We start from the raw sequence: 17,554 nt of genomic DNA on the forward strand, positions 1-17,554 counted from the left end.
GCGGCTAACCCGGCGTCCTGCCGGGTTACCCCCCAAATCAATATCGGATGACGGCCAGCGTGGTTTAACGGGGCGCCTAAGATCAAAATCACAAGCAAAGCGAGGCGGCCTGACAGCCGACCTGATCGTCGAAGCGTACGCGTACCCCTGTAGGAGCGGGCTTGCCCGCGATGACGGCAGGTCTGCCAACAGATTCATTGACTGATACACCGCCATCGCGGGCAAGCCCGCTCCTACAGGGGAATGCAGCTTCGCGCTCTGGCTTTGCTGTTGCCCTGCTTTTGATCTGGCTTTTGATCTCAGGCGCCCCGTCAAACCACGATGGCCGCAGGCAGGTATTGCGCAGTGGGCACCCCGGCAGGATGCCGGGGTAGCCGCGACACGGCCATGGATGGCCGATCGCGGCGGGCCCACGGAGCAATGCCTGACTGCGGGCATGCCGAGCCTAGGCGAGGCACCGAGTGGTGGGGCAAGAGCGTTTTGCTTACTTTTGCGCTCTTCAAAAGTGAGCCGCTGTAAGAGCGGAACCCTAAGTGGCCGTGACCGCAGCAACGGATATGTACACAACCCCAAGAACCATCAAAAAATTGTGTAGATACCCATGCGCATCGCAGCCAAGCCAGCCCCCCCATTTGCTTGGGAGTCAGCCCAAGTCTTTCGGCGCCTGCAAGTGCTGGGTCGGGAATGCCTGGGCGTATACCTGGCACACCCGCAACACCTGCTCATCGGCAAACCGCGCACCCACCACATGCAAGCCCACCGGCAATCCATTGGCCGCCAACCCGCACGGCACCGAGGCCGCCGGCTGCTGGGTGAGGTTGAACGGATAGCTGAACGGCGTCCACTCCATCCATTCGCCCAGCCCAGAGCCCGGTGGCACGTTATGCCCGGCATCAAAGGCGGTGATCGGCAGCATCGGCGAGACCAGTAGGTCGTAGTGCTCATGAAACGCCGCCATGCGCGCCACCAATGCCGCCCGGGCTTCCAGGGCCGCGTTGAAGTCGCCCAGGCTGAGGCGTTCGCCCTGTTGCGCAATGCGCAGCAGGCCGGGGTCGAGCAGGTCGCACTGGGCGCCGCTCAACTGCCCGGTCAGGCGCGCCGCGCCGGCGAACCACAGGGTGTTGAACACCTCCAGCGGGTCGCTGAACCCCGGGTCGATCTGTTCCACATGCGCTCCGAGTTGCACCAGGCCCGCGACTGCCTGCGCGACCACCTTGGCCACCTGCGGGTCGACGTCCACGTAGCCAAAATCAGGGCTGTAGGCGATGCGCAGGCCCTTGAGGTCCGTGCCCGGCGTGAGCCACGGCGTGCTGCGTGGCGCGCCGATCAGGCCGTCACGGGCGTCCGGTTGGGCCACGGTTTGTAGCATCAGCACGGCATCTTCCACGGTGCGGGTCATCGGGCCCAGGTGCGAGAGGATCGTCATCGAGCTGGCCGGCCATTGCGGCACGTAGCCAAAGGTCGGCTTGATGCCGAAGGTGCCGGTAAAGGCGCAGGGAATGCGGATCGAGCCGCCGGCATCGCTGCCCTGGTGCAACACGCCAAGGTTCAGCGCCGCCGCCGCGCCCGCGCCGCCGGACGAACCACCGGCCGTGGTGCGCGTGTCCCAGGGGTTGCGGGTGATGCCGTACAGCGGGTTGTCGGTCACGCCTTTCCAGCCGAATTCCGGGGTGGTGGTCTTGCCCAGCAACACTGCACCGGCCTTGCGCATAAACGCCGAAAAAGGCGCATCGACGTCCCACGGCCCGGTGGCGGATGAGGTGCGTGAGCCCTTGCGCGTGGGCATGCCTGCCGTCAGGGTCAAATCCTTGATCGACGCTGGCACCCCGTCCAGCGCACCGCAGGGTTGGCCCTTGAACCAGCGCTGTTCCGAGGCCCGTGCGGCGTTCAAGGCGCCCTCGGGGTCGACGTGGCAGTACGCGTTGACCACCGGGTTGTAGCGCTCGATACGCAGCAACGTGTCTTCGGTCACTTCCACCGGCGACAGGCTTTTATCGCGGTAGCGTGCCAGCAGTTGCACGGCCGTCAGGTTGGCGATATCAGTCATGCCGCGGGACCTCCCTGGGCTGCGTTGACCATGGCCCGCAGTAACACCGCGCAGCCGGCGGCCAAATCATCCGGCGCGGCATTTTCGATTTCGTTGTGGCTGATGCCGCCTTCGCACGGCACAAAAATCATCCCGGCCGGGCCCAGTTCAGCGACAAAAATTGCGTCGTGCCCGGCGCCGCTGACAATGTCCATGTGGCTCAGGCCCAGCACCTGGGCGGCATCGCGCACGGCGTTGACGCAGGTGGGATGAAAGTCCAGCGGCGGGAAGTCGGCGGTGGGCGTCAGTTCATAGCTCAAGCCATGCTGCTGGGCTGTGGCCTCGATCACCTGGCGCACTTCATCGACCATGGCCTGCAGCTTGTCGGCATGCAGGTGGCGCAGGTCGATGGTCATCTGCACTTGGCCTGGGATCACGTTGCGCGAGCCCGGATGCAGGGTCAGGCAGCCGACCGTGCCGCAGGCGTGAGGTTGCTGTTGATGGGCAATGCGGTTGACCGCGCTGACCACCTGCGCGGCACCCACCAAAGCATCCTTGCGCAGGCGCATGGGCGTGGGGCCGGCGTGGGCCTCGACGCCGGTGAACGTCAGGTCGAACCACTTCTGGCCCAGGCAGCCCATGACCACGCCAAGGGTGATGGCCTGATCTTCCAGCACCGGGCCCTGCTCGATATGCGCCTCGAAATAGGCGCCCACCGGGTGCCCGAGTACCGCGCGCGGGCCGGCGTAGCCAATGCGCTGCAACTCGGCGCCCACCGACAGGCCTTGCTCGTCCTGTTTGTCGAGGGTCTCCTGCAGGTCGAATTTGCCGGCAAACACTCCCGAACCCATCATGCACGGCGGGAAGCGCGAGCCTTCTTCGTTGGTCCACACCACCACTTCAATCGGCGCTTGGGTCTGGATCTGCAAGTCATTCAGGGTGCGGATCACTTCCAGGCCGGCCATCACCCCATAGCAGCCGTCGAACTTGCCGCCGGTGGGCTGGGTGTCGATATGGCTGCCGGTCATCACCGGTGGCAGGTCCGGGTTAAGTCCGGCGCGGCGGGCAAAAATATTGCCGATCGCATCCACAGTGACGCTGCACCCGGCCGCCGTACACCACTGCACAAACAGGTCGCGGGCCTGGCGATCGAGGTCGGTCAGGGCCAGGCGGCACACGCCGCCCTTGGCCGTGGCGCCGAGTTGGGCCAGGTCCATCAGCGACTGCCACAGGCGGTCGCGGTTGATCAGCGGGGCGTTGCTCTTGAGCGGTTGCGCAAAACTATTCATCAGCAGTCTCCGGTCAGGCACTCAGGGCCAGGTAGCGGTTCTTGATCGTCGGGTCGGCGCGAAAGGCCTCGGCGCTGCCTTCGTAGACCACGCGGCCCTGTTCGAGCACGTAGTGGCGGTCGGCAAGCTTGTCGCAGACCAACAGGTTCTGCTCCACCAGCAACACCGGCAGGCCGTCCTCCTTGATCTTGCGCAGGATCTTCACCAGTTCGTCGACGATCACCGGGGCCAGGCCTTCGGTGGGTTCGTCGAGGATCAGCAGCTTGGGATCGTTGAGCAGGGCGCGGGCGATGGCCAGCATCTGTTGTTCGCCCCCGGACAACGCATGGCCGGCGTTTTTGCGCCGCTCCTTGAGGCGCGGGAACATCGCGTACACGTCCTCCATTTGCCAACGGCTGGTCTTGCGCACGGCGATGCGCAGGTTTTCTTCCACCGTGAGCAGGCGGAAGATCCCGCGGTTCTCCGGCACCAGCGCTAATCCCTGGCGGGCAATTTCAAAGATTTTCTGCCCCACCAGCGGTTTGCCGTTGAAGTGAATCTGCCCCTGGCGCGGGCAGATAATCCCCAGGATGCTGCGCAGGGTGGTGGTCTTGCCGGCGCCGTTACGGCCGAGCAGGGTCACCAGTTCGCCGGGGTTGACGGTCAGGGACACGCCCTCCAGGACGTGGCTCTTGTCGTAGTAGGAATGGATATTGTCGACGGTCAGCATCAGGCGGCCTCTCCCAGGTAAGCAGTGCGTACGCGCTCGTCGGCGCGCACGAACTCCGGCGTGCCTTCGACCAGGATCTGCCCGTGGCTCATCACGGTGATGCGTTGGCTGATGGACATGACGATGCTCATGTTGTGCTCGATCAGCAGCACCGTATGGTCACGGCCCAGGTCGCTGATCAGTTGGGTCATGATCGGGATGTCGTCGATGCCCATGCCCGAAGTGGGCTCGTCGAGCATCAACAGCTTGGGCTTGGAGCAGATCGACATGCCCACCTCCAGCACCCGTTGCTGGCCGTGGGACAGTTCACCGGCCAGGGTCTCGGCGCGGGCGGTGAGTTGCAGGCGCTCCAGGACCTGGTCGGCCATCTCCAGGTGTTCGCGCTGGCTATCCACCCGCCGCCAGAAGTTCAGGGCCCGTGCGCCGTCACGGCCCTGGGCGGCCAGGCGCAGGTTTTCGCGCACGCTGAGGTTCTGGAACAGGCTGGTGAGCTGGAACGAACGAGCCATGCCCAGGCCCACACGGCCGTGGGCCGGTTTGCGCATCAGGTTCTGGCCGTCGAAGTGGATTGCGCCTGTGGTGGCCTGGCGCTCGCCGGTCAGGCAGTGAAACAGGCTGGTCTTGCCGGCACCGTTGGGGCCGATGATGGTGTGGATGGTACCGGCCTCGACCTTGAGATTGACGCCGTTGACGGCATGGAAGGCGCCGTAGGCCAGTTCCAGGTCTTTGGTTTCCAACAGGATGCTCATAGCAGCTCCTCCTTGGTCACGGCGGCGGCCTTGCGGCTGCCACGCACACGTTCGAACAGCGCCGACAGGCCGCCCCACAAGCCACCGCGCATAAAGATCACCACCAGGATCAGGATCACCCCCAGCAGCATCAGCCAGCGTGGCCACAGGTCGGAGAGAAAGTCCCCCAGCAGCACAATGGAGCCGGCGCCCAGCAATGAGCCGAACAGCGAGCCGGTGCCGCCGACGATGGTCATGATCAGGATGTTCTCCGACATCACCAGGTCGATATTGGACAGCGGCACAAAGTGCAGGAGCATGGCGTACAGCGCCCCGGCAATCCCGGTGACCGCGCCAGACAGCACAAACACCAGGATCTTGAAGTGGCGCGTGTCGTAGCCGATGGCCGAGGCGCGGGTTTCGTTTTCGCGGATCGCCATCAGCGTGCTGCCGAACGGTGACGCGATGACCCGGCGTGCGCCGATAAAGATCAGCAGGAACAGCACCGCGACAAAGCCATAGAACACCCGGGCGTCGGCCAGGGACAGCAGCACCGTGTCACCGATGCGGATTTCCGGGCGTGGCACACTGAGCAGGCCGTTGTCGCCGCCGGTCCAGTCGCTCAGGGTGTAGGCCAGGAAGTAGGCCATCTGGCTGAAGGCCAAGGTCAGCATCACGAAGTAGATGCCGGTGCGGCGGATCGCCAGGGCGCCCACCAGGAAGGCCAGGAACCCGCCGACCAGGGCCGCGCCGAGCAGCGCGCTGAACAGGCCCAGTTGCAGGTGGATCATCAGCAAGGCGGCGCAATAGGCACCGGCGCCGAAGAAGATGCCTTGGCCGAACGACAGCAGCCCGGTGTAGCCCAGCAACAGGTTGCAGGCCAGGGCGGCGAGGGCAAAGATCAGGATCTCGGTGGCCAGGGTCGCCGAGGGCAGGATCAACGGCAGGCCGATCAACACCGCCAGCACCCACAGCAACATGGCCTTGGATTGGGTCTTGGCGAACGGCAGGGGGTTTTTCTCACTCATCTCAAGCTCTCCCAAACAGGCCATAAGGGCGTACCAGAATCACCACGGCCATGGCGCCGTAGATCATCAGGCTCGCGCCTTGGGGCCACAGGGTGGTCATCAGGCTCTGCACCACGCCCACCAGCAGGCCGCCCACCAGGGCGCCGCCGAACGAACCCATGCCGCCGATCACCACCACCACGAAGGCGATGCCGAGGATCTCCGGGCCGACAAAGGGCTGGGCACCGCGCAACGGGGCAAACAGCACCCCGGCGATCCCGGCCAGGGCCACGCCAAGGGCGAAGGTCATGGAGAACAGGCGGAAAATATTGGTGCCCAGCAGGGATACCGTCTCGGTGCTTTCACTGCCGGCCCGCACCAGGGCGCCAAAGCGCGTGCGCTCCAGCAGCAGCCACAGGCCCAGGCCCACCAGCCCCGAGAACACAATCAAAAACAAGCGGTAGTAGGGGTACACGAAGTCGCCGACCACCAGTACCCCGCGCAGCAGTTCCGGCACGGCGACGCTCTTGCCCACCGGGCCCCAGATCATCACGCTGGCTTCCTGGATGATCAACGCAATGCCCAGGGTCACGAGGATCTGGAACATGTGCGGCAGGTGGTAGATGCGCTGGATCAATAATCGCTCGATCAGCCACGCCAGCGCGGCCACCACCAGCGGCGCGATCAGCAGGGCCAGCCAGAAGCTTTCGGTGAGGCTGACGACGGTGTAGCAGATGTACGCGCCCAGCAAAAAGAACGCGCCGTGGGCGAAGTTGACGAAGTTCAACAGGCCGAAAATGATCGTCAGCCCGACCGCAATCAGAAAGTAGATCATCCCCAGGCCCAGGCCGTTGAGAATCTGGAACAGGTAAAGATTGAGCATGCAGGAATCCTCCAACAGGCGGCCGCGGTCAACGGCCCTGTCGTGTGTTACCGGTGAAAGTGGGCGGATCAGCCGAGCTTGCAGCCCGTGGCTTCTACCGGTGGGAACGACTGGCCGGCGCTGAGGACTTTGGCCAGGTCATCCTTGTCGGCCATGTCGCCCGTGGCCTTGCCCACCAGCAGGTAGTAATCCTTGATCACCTGGTGGTCGCCGGCGCGGATCGTTTCCTTGCCGGTCGGGCCGTCGTAGCTCAGGCCCTGCATGGCCTTGGCCACGGTGGGGCCGTCGAAGCTGCCGGTGGCCTTGATGGTGTCGAGCATGACCTTGGTGCTGATGTAGTCGGCGGCCAGCGGGTAGGTGGGGTTGATCCCGTACTTGGCCTGGGTCAGCTTGACCAGTTCGCGGTTGAGCGGGGTGTCGACCTGGTGCCAGTACTGCGCGCCGAGGTATACGCCTTCGAGCACATCGCTGCCCAGTTCCTGGAACTGGTCGAGGCCTGCGGACCACACCAGCAGCACTTTCATGCGCTCCTTGATACCGAAGTTGACGGCCTGGCGCAGGGTGTTGGAGGACTGGCTGCCGAAATTCAGCAACACCAGCACGTCGGGGCGGGCGGCGATGGCGTTGGTCAGGTAGCCGGAGAATTCCTGTTCCTGCAATGAGTGATAGCTGTTGCCCACGTGCTCCAGGCCACTTTCGGCCAGCACGCTCTTGGCGCCTTCGAGCAGCGCTTCGCCGAACACGTATTGGGGGGTGATGGTGTACCAGCGCTTGGCCTCGGGCAGCAGCTTGATCAGCGGCACCAGGGTTTCGCGGATCGCGCCATAGGTGGGCACCGACCAGCGGAAGGTCGCGCCGTTGCAGTCCTTGCCGGTGACTTCATCGGCGCCTACCGGGGTCATGAACACCCCGCCAACCTTATCGACTTCCTTGGCCACCGCCAGCGCCGAGGACGACAGGGTGCAGCCCTGGAAGAACCGCGCGCCGTCCTGGCCAATCGCCTCCTGGACCTTGCGCACTGCCTTGCCGGCGTTGCCTTCGGTATCGATCACCTTGTAGTTCAGTGGGCGCCCGAGGAGCTCGGGGTACTGCGCCACGGCCAGGCGTGAACCCATGTCGGCAAACTTGCCATAGCTGGCAAAGGCGCCAGACATGGACTTGAGGCCGTAAAAGGTAAACGGTTCGGCGGCGAATGCCCCGCGCACGCTCAGCGGAAGGCTGAGCGCGGCGGCGGCGGTGAGGCTGGCTTTCAACAACGTACGACGCTGCATGGGGTGACTCCCTGGTTTAGTTATTGGCAGGAGTGGCAATGGCGATACGGTGGAGCACGGCCTGTGGGCAGGCCTTTTTTATTGAAGTCAAACACGGTCAAAACTGTAGGAGCTGGCTTGCCTGCGATAGCGGTTGATCAGCTGAGAAAATTTTCCTGACCGACCGCTATCGCAGGCAAGCCAGCTCCTACAGGGATTTGTGGTGTGTTCAGGAGTGGTCGAACTCCAGCAAAAAATGCGGGCTGACCTGGCCTTCCAGCGCGGTCATGTGGTGTTCGGCGTCGCACATGTGTTCATGCATCAGGCTGCGCACGGCCGCTTCATCGTTGGCACGAAACGCGCTCAACAGTTGCTTGTGATAGTCCAGGTTGGCCGCGTCGAACTGCTTGCGCTTGGGCTTGTAGGCCTTTTTCAGCACCACCAGGTCGCGCAGCAGGTCGTTGAGGAACTGCGCCATGAAACTCAGCAGCGGGTTGGGGCAGGCCCTGGCCAGCAAATTGTGGAACTCCAGTTCCGCCAGGCGTTGCTCACGCTGGCCGGCTTCGCTGTCTTCCGGGGCGCTGCAAAAGTCCACGTTGTCTTGCAGGGCGCGATAGTCGTCGTCGCTCAGGCGTCCCAGCACCGACACGGCCAGCTCCACCTCGATCACTTTGCGCAACTGGTACACCTGCTCGCCATCCAGGTGCTGGAAGTGCAGGTAGTTGCGCAAGGCACGGCTGGCCGGCTCCGTGCCGGCCTGGTTCAGGTACGCGCCACCGGTTGGGCCGGTGCGGGTGCTGACCAGGCCTTCGACCTCCAGGGCCTTGAGCGCTTCGCGGGCCGAGCCCTTGGAGCACTGGAAGCTCTCCATCAGCTCGCGCTCGGTGGGCAAGCGGTCGCCGGGCTTCAAGGCATCGGTGACGATCGAGCGCTTGACCGACTCGACAATCACATCGGAAAGCTTCTGGCGTTTGCGTCGCAGGGGGCGGCTGAGCATGGTTTTCTATTTATCGTATTAATGCGGATAAATAGCACTTAATAGAGGTTGGGACGGGGCGTCAACGGCGGGGGTCGTTTTCAGTGAAAACAGGTCGTAAATCACGTCCAGGGGCCCATGTGGGAGCGGGCTTGCTCGCGAATGCGGTGTATCAGCCGACATACCCATCACTGACCCACCGCCTTCGCGAGCAAGCCCGCTCCCACAGTTGATGTGCAGCGTTCATGAACCTTGAGCCTGGCGCAGTAATTGCGTGCCTTGGTGCTCCAGTCTTTGTGCAGGAGCACCCGAGCATGCAATTACGAGCCTTGCGGTATTTTCACGAGGTGGCGCGCTGCGCCTCGTTGCGTAAGGCGGCCGAGCGTTTGTACGTCACGCCCACTGCCGTCAGCCGGCAGATCGAACACCTGGAACACTTCTTTGGCGCCGCGCTGATTGAGCGCGGCCCGCGCGGTATCCGCCTGACGGTAGAGGGCGAGTGCCTGGCCGAGCAGGTCACCAGTACCCTGCGCGGCCTCGATCAGGTGCGCGATGTGATCGCCAGCCGGCAAAGCCAGGTGGCGGGTAACATCAGCATTCATGTGTCAGAAAGTATCGTTTCCACGGTACTGGCGCCGGTACTCGCGGCGTTCTACCGGGCGCACCCCAAGGTCACGTTCAATATCGTGATCGCCAGCGCCTCGGCCACTCTGGATGCACTGTGCAGTGGCGAGGCCGACCTGGGCCTGGCGTTCTATCTGCAGGAGCGGGCCGATGTGGAAGTCACCGCGCAATGCGAGTTGTGGCACCGCGTACTGGTCAGCGCCGAACACCCGTTTGCCCAGCGCGACAGCATTGAGTTGCGCGAGCTTGAAGGCCAGCCCCTGGCCATTCCCGACTCGGCGTACGGCGTGCGCCAGGCCTTGGAGGCGGCGGCGAAAAAGCGTGGGGTGACGATCCAGCCGGTGTTTACCACCAGCTCCCTGGAAGTGCAGAAAAGCCTGGCCCGGCAACGGGCGGCGGTCTTGATCCTGCCCCAGGTGGATGCCGATGCCCGCAACCTGGGTGATGGCCTGGTGGCGGTGCCGATTGCCGATGAGCACCTGGGGCGGATTCGCATTGACCTGTGCGGCTACCGCAACCGACCGCGCTCGGTGGCGGTCCTCAAATGCCAGGACATGCTGGCCAGCGCCATGCAGCGTTGCGCGCTGGTGGACTAATCGGCCAGGCAACGGGTCGACGACGGCGGCTGTCTGCCCTGGGCCAGGTAGATGCCGGCCCAGCGGTTCACGCACTGGCTGGCATCGGTGGTGGTGCTCTGTAGATAGGGGCCCTTGAGCCGCAGGGTGGCGGGCAGCGTGTCGGATGCCTGGGCGGTGCTTGCGTCGGGCTCGATCAGCACCATGCGCTCGACACGGTCGGCAAACAATTGGGCGTACTCGGCACCCAACAGATTGCCCTGGGCGATGCCCAGGAAGCTGACGCGTTGCTCCCCCAGTTGCTGGCGCACGAACTCCATGTCCCACGCCGATTGTTCATTGGCCACGCCCTTGCGCGGGCTTAGTTCAACGACGTCGTAGAGGCGCGTCAGCGTGCGGTATGCCTCGGTGTTGTAGTACTTCCAGACGGTTGCCAGATGCACCGCGAACACCCCATGCAAATTCGCCTGGGCCGTGGCCGGTCGCGCGAAGATCACGCCCCGGCGCTCCAGGGGCTGCTGGGCACCGACCCGGGTGAGGGTCAGGCGGTAGGTGCGTGCGTCAGGGGCCTGATGGTCCAGCGGCACGGTGACAATGCCGCACTGGGTACGCGCCACCACCTCCTGGTCAAGCGCCCGCCCGGGCAGGCGCGGGCAATCCACCAACCATTCGATACCGGGCGCCGCGGCATGGCCGGGAGAACTCAAGAGCATCATCCATCCACTGATGAGGCAAAGCGCTGCTGCTTTCAAAGGTTTCATCCGCGTTCCTGGGTAACCGTCCATAGGGAACAGGCTTTTTACCAAGGGCGGCGGCGAGCCAATGCCGGAGCAGTCGCATGTAGGGTGTAAGAATTCTGAATTTTACCCGTCGGCAACTGCTGATGCCGACGGGCGGGTGTCAGAACAGGTTGATGGGGAAATTGCCGACGATCCTGAATTCGTCATAGCTGCCGTCAATCTGCCCGCCACTGGCGCGGTGGTTGTAGACGATGGTGCGCAGGACCGAGTTTTTCAACTTCCCCGATTGCACCACATACGCCAGCATCAAGCCGTTTTCGTTGTGCTTGGCGTTGTCCAGCCCGCGCACGTTGTAGCCGGTGTTGTGGCCGTTGCGATCACCCTCGTAGTGCGTGCCGTCGATGCCCCAGCCCTTGGCGTGCCACAGGCTGGCGGTCAGGCCGGGCACGCCGTAGGCGGCCAGGTCAAGGTCGTAGCGCAGTTGCCAGGATTTTTCGTTGGGGCCGTTGTAGTCCGAGTACAGCGAGTTGGCCATGTAGTTGCCGGTGGACTCCCACACATAGTCGAAGTACTCGTTGCCGAACACCTGTTGCCAGGCCAGGGTCAGGCTGTGGGCCTGGTGGTTGGCAGTCACGGCCAGGCTGGCGGCGTCGTTGTCGATGTAGCCCAGGCGCTGCTGGCCGGAGTCCTCGGTGTGGTAGTAGTGCAGGGCGGTCTTGAGGGCGAGCGTGTTTTTGTCGCCAATGCGATGGGTCAGCCCCAGGTAGTACTGGTCCCACATGTCCTCGAAGCGCGAGCCGTAGAGGCTGGCTTCCAGGCCGTAGCCCGGCTTGAGCGTGGCCCCCAGGTAACTGATGCGCGCGCCGCTGTAGGCGCGGTTGCCGAAGGTGGTGGTCAGGCGCTCGGCGCCGGTGCCGGTGCGCGGGATGGCCCGGTCGAAACTGCCGCCCTGAATCGACAGCCATTCCAGTTCGTTGCTGTACAGGCCCACGCCCTGGAAGCTGGAGGGCAGGGCGCGGTTGTCCTTGTAGCGCAGGATCGGGTTGTCGGTCATCAGGCGCCCGGCCTTGAGCTCGGTATTGGACAGGCGCAACCGCACATCGCCCACCCCCAGTCGGCTCCAGGTCGGGATCGCATCGCCGTCGCTGTCCACCAGCACGCGGTCGCCGCCATTGGCCACCTTGCCATGCCCGCGCTGCAGGTTGACCGCACTGAATACGCCGATATCCACCCCCACGCCAATCACACCCTGGGTGTAGCCGGAGCTGTATTTGAGCATGGCGGTCTGCACCCAGGTTTCGCGCACGCGGGTGCGTTCGATGCCACCGGGTTTCTTGATGCTCAGGTAGGTGCTGCGCTGGGTGTGCTGGTTGGAATAGTAGTGACGCAGGTTCAGGTCCAGGCTGCTGCCCTCGATAAAGCCCGGAGCGCTGGCCTGGGCGTTTTCTTGCGCATAAGCCTGGGTGCCGGTCGCCAGGGTGGCGGCCAGGAAAAGACGTGGATACATGGTTAATCCCCACACAAAGAAGAAACTGTAGGAGCGAGCTTGCTCGCGAAAAGCCGGAGACCGCCGCGTGCATCCAGAATGCGCGCGTTATCGTTGACGGTCTTCGCGAGCAAGCTCGCTCCTACATGAAGGGTGCATACGCGCTGTTCAGCGAACCGGGGCTTCTGTGAGCCGGGTTTCGCGGGCCGGGGTGCCGGGCAGCACGGGCCGGGTTTCCTTGGCGAACCAGGCAGCGGTGAGGCACACCAGGTTGGCGATCAGCAGGTACCACACCGGTGACATCGGGTCGCCCGTGGTGCCGATCAACCAGGTGATGATGATCTGCGCAGTGCCGCCAAACGCCGCCACACCAAACGCGTAGACGATGGAGAAACCGGTGGAGCGCACGGATTTGGGGAAGCTCTCCACCAACAGCACGATCAACGCCGCGCCGCTCATGCCATGCAGGCCCGAGAGCACTGCCAGGGTCAGGAGGAAGGTCGACGGGCTGGGGTGTTCGGTCATCAATTGCAAGGCCGGGAACAGGATCAGCAACAGCACCACCCGGGGCGTCATCAGGATCACCCGGCGCCCGAAACGGTCGCACAACATGCCGCCGGCCACCGCGCACACCGCCATGGCCGCGCCGGCCACCAGGGTCGAGAGCATGGAAATACTGGTGGGCAACTTCAGCTCTGTCAGGGCAAAGGTGGTCATGTAGTTGAGGAAGTACTGGGTGATGGTGCTGCCCGAGAGGATCAGCAAACCCAGGACCAGCGCGCGCCGATGCTTGCCGCAGACTTCGCGCACCAGATCGCCGGTGCTGGTGGTTTCGCCCTGGCCGTGGAAGGTCTCGGCCAGGTTACGGCGGATATAGATCCCAATCGGCAACACCAGCAGGCCAAACACGAACGGCACGCGCCAGCCCCAGCTGTTGAGGTCTTCGGGGGACATCACTTTGGTCAGGGTATAACCCACCAGCCCTGCGGCCATGGCGGCGACACCCTGGGCCACCACTTGCCAACAGGCGTAGGTGCCGCGTTTGTGCGCTGGCGCGGCTTCAAGGATATAGGTGGTGGCGGGGCCGGCTTCACCGCCCCAGGCCAGGCCCTGGATCATGCGGGTGACCACCAGCAGGATCGGCGCGGCAATCCCGATGGTCTCGTAGCCGGGCAATATCGCAATACTGCCGGTGCCCACCGCCATCATCACCAGGGTCAGCAACATCGCCGGCTTGCGCCCGACGCGGTCGGCGTAGGCGCCAATCAGCACCGCGCCCAGGGGCCGCACGATAAAGCCGATGCCAAAGGCGGTGACCGAGAGCATCAAGCTGACGAAGGCGCTGTCGGACGGGAAAAACGTGTGGCCGATCATCACCGCGAAGGTCGCGTAGACCCCAAAGTCGAAAAACTCCACGGCATTGCCCAGCACTACAGCGAAGATGCTCTTGCGGCCGGCGTCCGGCGATGGCGTTTCGGGTGTGTGCTCGGGACCCTCGCGAGTCAATTGTTCAGTGTGCATACCAGCCCCTCGGTTTTAGTTATAGGTCGCCCAGGCCCCGGCCTTGTGGCCGGGGAGCGGGCGTGTGGGTGGGCAGTTCAGTTACAGCGTCAAGGTCAGCTCGGGTTCGGCCATTGGTGGATTGCGCCACGCCAGCTCTCATAGGTTTTTGCGATTTGCAGCAGCCAGATATCGGCAAAGCGGGGGGCGATCATCTGCAGGCCGATGGGCATGCCATCGGCGGCGAAACCACAGTTGATCGACAGCGCCGGTTGCTCGCCCATGTTCCAGGGCACGGTGAACACGATGTGTTCGAACGGCAATTGCGGGTCATTGCTCGGCGATGGCCATTGGGCGGGGAACGCGTTGACCTGGTTGGTGGGCGACAGGATCAGGTCCAGGTCGCTGAAGGCCTGGGCGGCGCGGCGGCGCATCTCGAAGGTCTGGTTGAACCCCTGCACCGCCTGTACGCCGCTGATGTCGGCACCAGGGGCGGCCCAGTCGCGGATGTACGGCAAGACTTTATCGAACTGCTCGCTGCTCAAGGCCGACAAGTCGCCCCATTGCCGGGCGCGCCAGAACTGGTCGAGGCCGTCGAGCTGGGCGCGGTCCATGATCGGCGGGATCAGCGTGACCCTGGCGCCATGGGCTTCGAACAGGCGTGCGGCGTGCTCCACCGCCTCACACACGAAACCTTCCGGTTGCAGGCCGGCACCTGGCTCGAGCATCAGGCCGACCCGCAGGCCCTTGACCGACAGCGGCTGGTTGCTCCACTCGCTGGTGAGCGGCGGCAGGCTGGTGGCGTCGCGGGCGTCGGGGCGGGCCAGGTGCTGCATCATCAAGACGCAGTCGTCCACCGTGCGGGTCATGGGCCCGGCGGTGCGGCCGGTGTAGTACGGGTCGATCGGGATGCGCCCCAGGGTCGGCTTGAACCCCACCAGGCCACACCAGGCGGCGGGCAGGCGCACCGAGCCACCGATATCGGTGCCGATATGCAACGGCCCGTAACCGGCGGCGGCCGCCGCGCCAGCCCCCGAGCTGGAACCGCCGGTGTTGTTGGCGGTGTTCCACGGGTTGCGGGTGATGCCATGGAAGCTCGACAAGCCGGAGGAGAGCATGCCGAAATCCGGGACAGTGGTCTTGGCCAGCACAATCGCCCCGGCTTCGCGCATCCGCGCGGCGGGCGGGGCGTCCCTGAGGGCCGGGGTCAGGCGGGTGGCGGCGCTGCCGAGGGGAATCGGCGTGCCTTCGGTGGCTATCAGTTCCTTGATGGTCACGGGCACACCATCGAGCACGCCGTTGGGCTGGCCTTTGTTCCAGCGCTCGGTGGCGGCCTGGGCTTGCCGGCGTACCTGCTGTGGATCGAAGGCGTACAGCGCGCGGATCTGCGGCTCCCAGCGGTCGATATGGCCCAGCAGGTGGTCGTAGTAGTCGATGGGGGAGAGCTGGCGGCTGGCGAACTGCGCCAGCAATTGCGTGGCCGTGAGGTCGTGAAGATCGGTCATTGAGCGCTTCCTGGTGATGGGCCCTGGGGCTCATGGCGGGTGGCTGTTGGACCCGACTATATAAACCCTGGGCAGCAGCGACCATCACATTCGAAGCGGTGCAGTGTTGCGTTTTTGTGTGCACTCAATTGTCACGACTCTGGGCGCCGGCAAGCCCTAATGCCAGTCAGTCAAGCGCACATCCCCTGTGGGAGCGGGCTTGCTCGCGAAAGCGGCGGTTCGGCCACTATTTGTGGCGGCTGGTATACCGCCATCGCAGGCAAGCCAGCTCCTACCTTTGATTTGTGGTGTGGCCCAAACTACTGCCCCGACGCACATCCCCTGTGGGAGCGGGCTTGCTCGCGAAAGCGGTGGGTCAGCCACTGTTTTTGGCGGCTGGTATACCGCCATCGCAGGCAAGCCAGCTCCTACCTTTGATTTGTGGTGTGGCCCAAGCTTCTGCCCCGACGCAGATCCCCTGTGGGAGCGGGCTTGCTCGCGATAGCGGTAGTTCGGCCATTATTTTTGGCGGCTGGTATACCGCCATCGCAGGCAAGCCAGCTCCTACCTTTGATTTGTGGTGTGGCCCAAGCTTTTGCCCCGACGCACATCCCCTGTGGGAGCGGGCTTGCTCGCGAAAGCGGTGGGTCAGTCAACATCAATGTTTGCTGGGCCGACGTCTTCGCGAGCAAGCCCGCTCCCACATTTGATCTTCACTGCGTTGAGCATTGCGTTCGCTTGACTGATCGGCATTACGGCAAGCCCGCTCCCACACTGGATCAGCGCAACAATTGCTCGATGGCTTTGCACACCCGTGGATCATCACAATGCGCCACATTGAAGCGCATAAAATCATGCAGCCCCGGCTCATACCCAAACAGTGCCCCCGGCGCCAACACCATGCCGCGCTTGAGCCCGGCCTCGGCCAGTTGTTCACCCTTGACCCCGGCCGGCAGACGCGCCCAGATAAACATCCCCGCTTCATACCCCATGGGCAGCTCACAGCCACAGCGGCGCAACCACTGTTCCACCCGCGCACCGGCTTCCAGCAGGCGCTGGACCATGCGCTTGCGGTGCCGCGCATAGCTGCCTTCGCTGAGCAGGCGGTAGACCAGTTGCTCGAACAACTCCGAGGTCACGCCGCCGCTCATCAACTTCATGTTGGTCAGGTTGGCCGCCAATTGCGGCGCCGCCACCACATAGCTGACCCGGGTATTGGCGCTGAGGGTTTTCGAGAAGCCCGACAGATAGGTCACCTGCTCCAGCCCGGCGAGTGCCGCCAGGCGGGGCGGCGGGTTGGGGTGCAGGTCGCCGTAGAGGTCGTCCTCGATGATATGGCAGTGATACTGGCGCATCAGTTGCAGCAGCCCAAAGGCCTGGGCCGCGCTGAAGGAATGGCCGGTGGGGTTGTGCAGGATGCTGGTGGTCACATACAGGCTGGGCCGTTCCTCGCTGAGCAACTGCTCCAGGGCCGCCAGGTCGAAACCATCCGGGCCGCGCGGCAGTGTCACCACCTTGACCCCATGCAACGCCAGGTTGGCGTGGAAGTTGAAATAGCACGGCGCATCCAGCAACACCGTGTCACCGGGGCGGGCCAGCAGGCGCATCAACATGTCCAGGCCTTGCAGGGTGCTGGGGGTGGTGATGATCTGTTCCACCGGCACCGCCAGCCCATCGCCCAGGAGTTTTTGTTGCAGGGCCTGGCGCAGCGGCAGGAAACCCGCCGGCGTGCCCATGCCGGCAACCCGCAGGGACGGGGCCCGTACCACACTGCGCAGGGCCTGGCGCATGGTCTCGGAATCGAGCCAGTCTTCGGGCAGGTGGCCGCCACCGGGGCGCAGTTCGCCCTGGCCGGTCAGCATCGGCCGGCGCAGCACACTGAGCAAATCCTGGGGCAGCAGGTCCACCCAGTTGCTGGACGATGGCTGCGTCTGGCGCTGGGCCACAAAGTGCCCGCGGCCCTGGCGCGAGGTCAGCAGGTGTTGGCCGCGCAGGCGGTCCAGGGCTTCATTGACGGTGAATTTTCCGACACCCAACTGTTGCCCCAGCTCACGCACCGACGGCAGTTTGCTGCCAGCGGCCAATTCGCCTTGTTCGATGGCACGGGCGAACGCCTCGACGATCTGCTGGACCTTGGGGGCGCGCTCATGAAAGTGGATCTGCGGAAGGGCCATCGCGATGTCCTGAAGTTTGCCGGTCACTTTACCGGTAAAGCCTGCATGAATAACCGCCGAGTTTACCTGCCCGGCGCCGGATCTGCGCCCTAGACTGCGCAAC

General features: G+C 64.2%; 14 protein-coding genes and 1 pseudogene. 1 reads left to right on the top strand and 14 read right to left on the bottom strand.

The features are described 5' to 3' along the window. Positions 1-643 precede the first annotated feature (643 nt). From HBO19_RS16495 to HBO19_RS16530, 8 genes are all read right to left on the bottom strand, one after another. Positions 644-2,047, bottom strand: coding sequence for an amidase (locus HBO19_RS16495; RefSeq protein WP_170057878.1), 1,404 nt, complete (start codon positions 2,045-2,047; stop codon positions 644-646). Continuing rightward, the gene (locus HBO19_RS16500; RefSeq protein ID WP_169956858.1) at positions 2,044-3,315 is read right to left on the bottom strand and encodes a Zn-dependent hydrolase; all 1,272 of its coding nucleotides are present in this window, start codon (positions 3,313-3,315) and stop codon (positions 2,044-2,046) included. Before HBO19_RS16500 ends, HBO19_RS16495 begins: the two co-directional genes overlap by 4 nt. A 13-nt stretch (positions 3,316-3,328) precedes the next feature. Beyond that, a complete protein-coding gene (locus tag HBO19_RS16505) occupies positions 3,329-4,024 on the bottom strand; it encodes an ABC transporter ATP-binding protein (protein ID WP_169956857.1) in 696 nt (231 codons plus the stop codon). Further along, on the bottom strand, positions 4,024-4,773 hold the full coding sequence (locus HBO19_RS16510; RefSeq protein ID WP_170057879.1) for an ABC transporter ATP-binding protein: 750 nt from the start codon (positions 4,771-4,773) through the stop codon (positions 4,024-4,026). The genes HBO19_RS16505 and HBO19_RS16510 overlap by 1 nt, the downstream gene beginning before the upstream one ends. Next, entirely contained in the window at positions 4,770-5,780 is a 1,011-nt protein-coding gene (locus HBO19_RS16515; RefSeq protein WP_115128584.1) for a branched-chain amino acid ABC transporter permease, read from the bottom strand. The genes HBO19_RS16510 and HBO19_RS16515 overlap by 4 nt, the downstream gene beginning before the upstream one ends. 1 nt (position 5,781) lies before the next feature. Further along, positions 5,782-6,642, bottom strand: coding sequence for a branched-chain amino acid ABC transporter permease (locus HBO19_RS16520; RefSeq protein ID WP_169956854.1), 861 nt, complete (start codon positions 6,640-6,642; stop codon positions 5,782-5,784). Positions 6,643-6,710: 68 nt separating this feature from the next. Then, positions 6,711-7,913, bottom strand: a complete 1,203-nt coding sequence (locus HBO19_RS16525; protein ID WP_169956852.1) for an ABC transporter substrate-binding protein — start codon at positions 7,911-7,913, stop codon at positions 6,711-6,713. A 208-nt stretch (positions 7,914-8,121) separates the two neighbouring features. Continuing rightward, the gene (locus tag HBO19_RS16530; RefSeq protein WP_170057880.1) at positions 8,122-8,889 is read right to left on the bottom strand and encodes an FCD domain-containing protein; all 768 of its coding nucleotides are present in this window, start codon (positions 8,887-8,889) and stop codon (positions 8,122-8,124) included. A 293-nt stretch (positions 8,890-9,182) separates the two neighbouring features. Here HBO19_RS16530 and HBO19_RS16535 point away from each other — a divergent pair, with 293 nt between their 5' ends. Beyond that, positions 9,183-10,088: a LysR family transcriptional regulator gene (locus tag HBO19_RS16535; RefSeq protein ID WP_170057881.1), complete on the top strand. Its 906-nt coding sequence runs from the start codon at positions 9,183-9,185 to the stop codon at positions 10,086-10,088. On the opposite strand, the gene HBO19_RS16540 is transcribed toward HBO19_RS16535, so the two are convergent. The 6 genes and pseudogenes from HBO19_RS16540 to HBO19_RS16560 form a co-directional block, all read right to left on the bottom strand. Further along, positions 10,085-10,780: an alpha/beta fold hydrolase gene (locus tag HBO19_RS16540; protein WP_169956850.1), complete on the bottom strand. Its 696-nt coding sequence runs from the start codon at positions 10,778-10,780 to the stop codon at positions 10,085-10,087. The genes HBO19_RS16535 and HBO19_RS16540 overlap by 4 nt on opposite strands. Positions 10,781-10,967: 187 nt before the next feature. Further along, entirely contained in the window at positions 10,968-12,314 is a 1,347-nt protein-coding gene (locus HBO19_RS16545; RefSeq protein ID WP_170057882.1) for an OprD family outer membrane porin, read from the bottom strand. Between the two features lie 23 nt (positions 12,315-12,337). Beyond that, positions 12,338-12,427: pseudogene (locus HBO19_RS28705) on the bottom strand (outer membrane lipoprotein carrier protein LolA); the annotation flags it as partial. A 34-nt stretch (positions 12,428-12,461) separates the two neighbouring features. Then, positions 12,462-13,814 carry a citrate-proton symporter gene (locus tag HBO19_RS16550; protein ID WP_262380942.1) on the bottom strand — a complete coding sequence of 451 codons (1,353 nt, stop codon included), beginning with the start codon at positions 13,812-13,814 and terminating at the stop codon, positions 12,462-12,464. A gap of 95 nt (positions 13,815-13,909) precedes the next feature. Then, positions 13,910-15,298: an amidase gene (locus tag HBO19_RS16555; protein ID WP_170057883.1), complete on the bottom strand. Its 1,389-nt coding sequence runs from the start codon at positions 15,296-15,298 to the stop codon at positions 13,910-13,912. Between the two features lie 758 nt (positions 15,299-16,056). After that, complete coding sequence (locus HBO19_RS16560) at positions 16,057-17,451, bottom strand: PLP-dependent aminotransferase family protein (protein ID WP_169957191.1); 1,395 nt, start codon at positions 17,449-17,451, stop codon at positions 16,057-16,059. Between the last annotated feature and the right edge of the window lie 103 nt (positions 17,452-17,554).

The organism is Pseudomonas sp. WS 5021 (genome assembly GCF_012985535.1).
GTDB lineage: Bacteria > Pseudomonadota > Gammaproteobacteria > Pseudomonadales > Pseudomonadaceae > Aquipseudomonas.